1 protein-coding gene and 2 pseudogenes are annotated in these 1,375 nt (G+C 64.3%); all 3 read left to right on the top strand.

Annotated features, from left to right (window positions below; all coding sequences use genetic code 11):
* Nucleotides 1-345 precede the first annotated feature (345 nt).
* Nucleotides 346-606, top strand: coding sequence for a hypothetical protein (locus BPODLACK_RS23070; RefSeq protein WP_159406328.1), 261 nt, complete (start codon nt 346-348; stop codon nt 604-606).
* A 4-nt stretch (nt 607-610) separates the two neighbouring features.
* Nucleotides 611-1,132, top strand: a pseudogene (locus BPODLACK_RS23065) (ATP-binding protein); the annotation flags it as partial.
* A gap of 51 nt (nt 1,133-1,183) precedes the next feature.
* Nucleotides 1,184-1,375: pseudogene (locus BPODLACK_RS23060) on the top strand (IS3-like element ISPfr13 family transposase); the annotation flags it as partial.

Genomic DNA, 1,375 nt, shown 5'->3' with positions numbered 1-1,375 from the left:
CCCACGGCGACAACCTTCATCGGATTCTGTTACAGGAAACCAGCTAACCGACTCTCCACAAAACTCGGGGCTTGACAGAAACCTGGATCGGCTCGACACTGGACGTTCGCCTGGACAGCGAAGCGGTGAAGTTCTATCACCGCGGCGAGTTGGTCAAGCAACACCCGGCGCCAGCCCGCCGGTGGGCAGAGCACCGACCCCAACGACTACCCCGCAGACAAGGCCGCCTACGCGCTGCGCAACATCAGCAAGCTGCAGGCCACCTGCGAGCATCACGGCCCCCATATCGGGCTCTACGCGGCCCGTATCGTCGACGACCCGCGCCCGTGGTCTCGGGTGCGGGCGGTGTACACCCTGCTCGGCCTGGTGCGCACCTACGGGCCCGGACCTGTCGATGCTGCCTGTGCCACCGCCCTGGAGTTCGATGTCATCGCCGTGCCCAAGATCGCCTCGATGCTTGAGCAGGCCACCGAGAACACCACCCCGGACATGCCCGTGGCCGCCGGGTCGGAATCGTCTCGCTTTGCCCGCGACCCCTCCGAATACGCAACCAACAGAACACAGTTGACACTTGTTCCTAACCCCGACAACACCATTCAGGAGTGAACCGATGACCCGAACCACCAACAGTGTGCCCGAGCATGTCGGCGCCGACATGCTCGGCCTGCTCAAAACCCTCAAACTCGGAGCCCTCGCCGACACCCTGCCCCAACGCGCAGCCCTGGCCCGCCAACACAAAACCTCGCACCTGACGTTCCTGCAACAATTGCTCGCCGATGAAGTCTCACGGCGTGAATCCAGCTCCGCCGCCCGACGATCAGCCAAGGCAGGTCTCGACCCCAGCATGCGGATCGACAACTGGCGCGCGGCAGACGATCTACTCTACGACCGCCCCCTGCTCGAGGACCTCACCACCCTGCGGTTCATCGACGCCGGCCACTCCGCGATCCTGCTCGGCCCCGTCGGAGTCGGCAAAACACACCTAGCAAACGCGTTGGGCCACATGGCCATCGGCCGACGCAAAACAGTGCTGTTCGCGCGAGCGGACAAACTGTTCCACCGACTCAAAGCCGCCCGCCTCGACAACAGCGTCGACGCCGAACTCCGCCGCATCACCGCCGTCGACATCCTGAATCACCCCAGGTTTGATGCCGCTTCCTTCTGAGTCAGGAAGGATGGGCACATGCCTAAGAAAATCGATCCGGAGGTCCGTTCGAGGGCCTTGCGGTTGCTGGAGGCCCACGGCGGCGAGTACACGTCGTTGACTGCCGCGGCCGAAGCGATCGCCAAGCAGGTCGGTGTCGGCGGGGAGACGGTACGTCGATGGGCCGTACAAGCCCAGATCGATGCCGGCGCCCGCTCCGGGACCACTACG

The organism is Gordonia sp. YY1, from assembly GCF_009872315.1.
In the GTDB taxonomy this organism is placed as follows: domain Bacteria; phylum Actinomycetota; class Actinomycetes; order Mycobacteriales; family Mycobacteriaceae; genus Gordonia; species Gordonia amicalis.
This window is presented reverse-complemented; position numbering and strand designations above follow the sequence as displayed.